The following is a 3,377-nucleotide window of genomic DNA, read 5'->3' as shown; positions in this document are numbered from 1 at the left end:
AAATGTTACATAAGAGACAATTCATCAACTAATTGACCGGGTTTGTCTCCACGCTCCGTTTTTCTATATACCGTGTTTAACCTTCACAGGCAAGTAAACCTTGCTTGTGAAGGTTAAGCTCATGCCCACACTGACAGAAAGTAAAGCTTGATTTCATCGCATTCCTTAATCTGAATTTAGCTTTTCTGGATGTCCCTGTCCTGTGGGTCTGAAAATTGCATAATATTTATAGATTATTTGTTTTTGATCAGGTTAAAGACTTTGTATTTTAAAAAGTATAAACCATATAAATATACATAAAGACTATATATAAATATAATTTTTCAAATTTTTATCACTGTTGGTTTCTTGTTTTTTTACGGGTGTGAAAAGGAATGGTTATCAAATAGCTAACAATCAAGCGGATTGCTTTACCTATATTAAATACTAGAATTTTTGATATATATACAAAAAATGTGGGCTCAGGCAACGGAGAAGGTATAGAAGTAGTAGTAAAGGAGGGGCCATCTTGAATTCAAAATAAAGTCAGGAAATAAATCCATGCCAGGTGGCAGGAAAGAAACGAATTACTCCCGAGGCAGGCGCTTCTGCGCTTCCGCTTCCACCAGCTTCATGATGCGTTGGTGCAGGTTTTCCTGAAAGGTGAGCAAGGCCTGCGGGCCGCCTTCTTCTTGCTTTACCCGTTTTACCTCTTTTCCATCCTGGTAAAAAGTAGTGATCGTGGACGGCATATCGGACCAGTCGGTCAGGTAGGTACTGCTGAGGGCTGGGATATTCAGCTGCTCCACCTCTTGCCGGAGTGCTTTCATTTCCGCTTCCTGCAGCCGGAAGTACACGGTGTCTTTTACGGGCACATGTTCCCAACCCACGTAACGTATGGTGCCATTGGTCGCAATGGCAGCTTCGTAGGAGGGGCAAACACCCAGGCAAGGTGTCTTCTGAAAGAGGAGGAAAGGGGTATTGGACTGCGGCTGCGCTGAAATCTGAGGACTACGGCAACTGCCCAGAACCGCCAGACTCAGGAAGGGCAGGAGGGACAGCAGGAACAGTGATAAGAGCGCTAGCATATTTTTCATTCCAAGTGCGGTCAGGTATAGGATGGCTATTGGCCCTGCGGAAGCTTCCTGAACTTGTCGTTTTCAAACACATAGGCGGCCGGCTCGCAATAAGGGCAATCGATGTAGTTTAACGAGGAATCAGGCGGGTTGACGATGAATATACGGCTATCCGGGGTATAGCGGGCACCGATGCTGCTCTGTACCTTGTCCAGAATCTTGCCGTTGGTGCGGTCTACTACGTAATGGTCTTGGCAGGTAGTGCCGCAATCCACTGTCACCACGGTATACTGCCCGGCAAAGTTCACTCCCTGTTTCAGGCCACTTTGCAGCGCAGACCGCAATTTGGCGACATCGGGATGGCTGTTTTCCTCCAGCGGAGCCAGTATACCTTTGTATCTTTCGTCTACGCGATAGGCTTCGTCTGTCTGATACGCATCCATCCGGAGGCGGTAGTGCTGGTACACATCTGGGTTCTCATCCAATGAGTCAGGGGCACGAACGGTGTCTTTTTCAAGTTGTTTTTCCAGCCTGGGGTGCGTGCTGGCAAGCGTTTTGTCTTCTTCTGTCTTTTGCTGACAGCTCAGGGACAAAGGTATAAGCACCAAAAGGAGCAGGAAACGGGAGCGCGTGTTCTTTTGCATAAATGTATATAGTTAGACCTCTATACGTGTGGGCTCCAACTTCAGCCAAACAAAAAAGCCTTTCCGGTTAACGGAAAGGCTTTTTGCAGGTATAGCTTCAGCTTATTTTTTTAGTTTAGGATTGTTGCGGCGTTGCTGCTCTTTTTCAGATGCCGTCCGCATGGCTTCCTGCATACGCTCCGTGAATGATGGACCGCCTGTTTTTTTCTTCTCTTTGCGCTTGTCTCTGTTTTCTTCCAGCTTTGCTCTGATCTTGCCTTCGTCCACAAACTTACGGATGATCGCCTGCTGACCAAATGTGACCATGTTGGAAACAAAATAGTAGAAAGACAGACCGGCTGGGAAGGAGTTCAGCACGAACATGAAGATAACCGGCATCAGATAAGAATACGTCTTCATTGGCCCCTGCATGGTGTTCATCTGGTTGTTGGACCAGGTATAGAGAATGGTAGAAGCCGTCATGAGCAAGGTAAACATACTCACGTGATCCCCATAGAACGGGATCGTGAAAGGCAGACGGGCAAACACATCGTAGGTTGAAAGGTCATCGGCCCATAGGAATGCCTCCTGGCGCAGTTCGATCGAGTTCGGGAAGAAGTTGAACATTGCAAACAGGATCGGGATCTGCAAGAGCATCGGGATACAGCCACTCAGCGGATTCACGCCCATTTCGCCGTATAACTTCATGGTGTCTACCTGCGTCTTCTGCATGTCGCCTTCGTTGCGCTCCTTGATTGCGTCTATCTCCGGCTTCAGCACCTTCATCTTAGCCATCGATAGGAAAGATTTGTAAGTCAGCGGGAACAGGATCAGCTTGATGTAGAGCACCAGCAGGATGATGATGATGCCGTAGTTGCCGATGTAGTTTTCCAGGAAGTCGAAGGCAGGTATGATGATCCACTTATTTACATAAGAGAAAATGCCCCAGCCCAGGTCAAGGTTCCTGTTGAACTCATTGCCCATGTGCTTGAGAATCTTGTAATCATTCGGGCCGAAGTAGTACGTGAATTCTCCTTTTCCGTTCAGCACATCCTCCGTCGGGATCAGCAGTTGCGAAGCCAGTGTCTTTACCACTACGGTATCGGCCGGGTTGGTCACAGATTCCATTTTGGCACCGGCAAAGGTGTTGGAAGCGATGATACCGGCCGTAAAGAAGTTCTGCTTGTTGGCTACCCATTTCACAGGTTCTGTCAGTGTCTCGGTTTCCGTACCTTCTGATATGGACAGATGATCGAAGCTTTCGTCTGCTGTGTAGTAATTGATCGTAGACTTGGCGCGGTTCAGCTTGATGTCTTTTTCCAACTGCTTCAGGTCGTCCTTCCAGGTCATGGTCAGCGTTTTGCCACTGACTTGGTTGTTCAGCCCTTTGAAATCCAGCTTATAACCCACCTGGAAGCTGTTATCAAACAAGGTATAGATCTGGTCGATGTATTGCCCTTCGCCCAGCTGCGCTCTGTAGGTAATGGTCTGCGTAGCGACTTCGCCTACGGCACCGCGCTGTATGTCCGAAGGAGTAAAGTATAGGTCCGTCAGTTTTATAAGCTTGCCGTCGTTGGTTGTGAACTGTACATCCGTCTGGCTGCTCTTTTTGTCGAAGAGCACCAGCGGCTCACCGGCATAGGTCTTATAATTCTTAAGCACTACTTCTTCTACCTGTCCGCCCTTGCTGTTGAAGGAA

Annotated in this window: 3 protein-coding genes; all 3 read right to left on the bottom strand. The window is 47.7% G+C overall.

Annotated elements, in window-relative coordinates:
• Positions 1-566 precede the first annotated feature (566 nt).
• Entirely contained in the window at positions 567-1,076 is a 510-nt protein-coding gene (locus tag OB13_RS19770) for a DUF6438 domain-containing protein (RefSeq protein WP_461491908.1), read from the bottom strand.
• A 26-nt stretch (positions 1,077-1,102) separates the two neighbouring features.
• Positions 1,103-1,699, bottom strand: a complete 597-nt coding sequence (locus OB13_RS19765) for a hypothetical protein (protein WP_461491907.1) — start codon at positions 1,697-1,699, stop codon at positions 1,103-1,105.
• A 102-nt stretch (positions 1,700-1,801) separates the two neighbouring features.
• On the bottom strand, positions 1,802-3,377 hold a 1,576-nt coding region (gene yidC, locus OB13_RS19760; RefSeq protein ID WP_461491906.1), incomplete at its 5' end, for a membrane protein insertase YidC.

The organism is Pontibacter sp. HJ8 (assembly GCF_054824225.1).
Note: the sequence above shows the minus strand (reverse complement) of the source record. Positions and strands in the feature narration are given on the sequence as shown.

Coding starts and splice junctions, on each gene's coding strand:
- OB13_RS19770 (WP_461491908.1), bottom strand. CDS start 1,076: ATGAAAAATATGCTAGCGCTCTTATCACTGTTCCTGCTGTCCCTCCTG.
- OB13_RS19765 (WP_461491907.1), bottom strand. CDS start 1,699: ATGCAAAAGAACACGCGCTCCCGTTTCCTGCTCCTTTTGGTGCTTATA.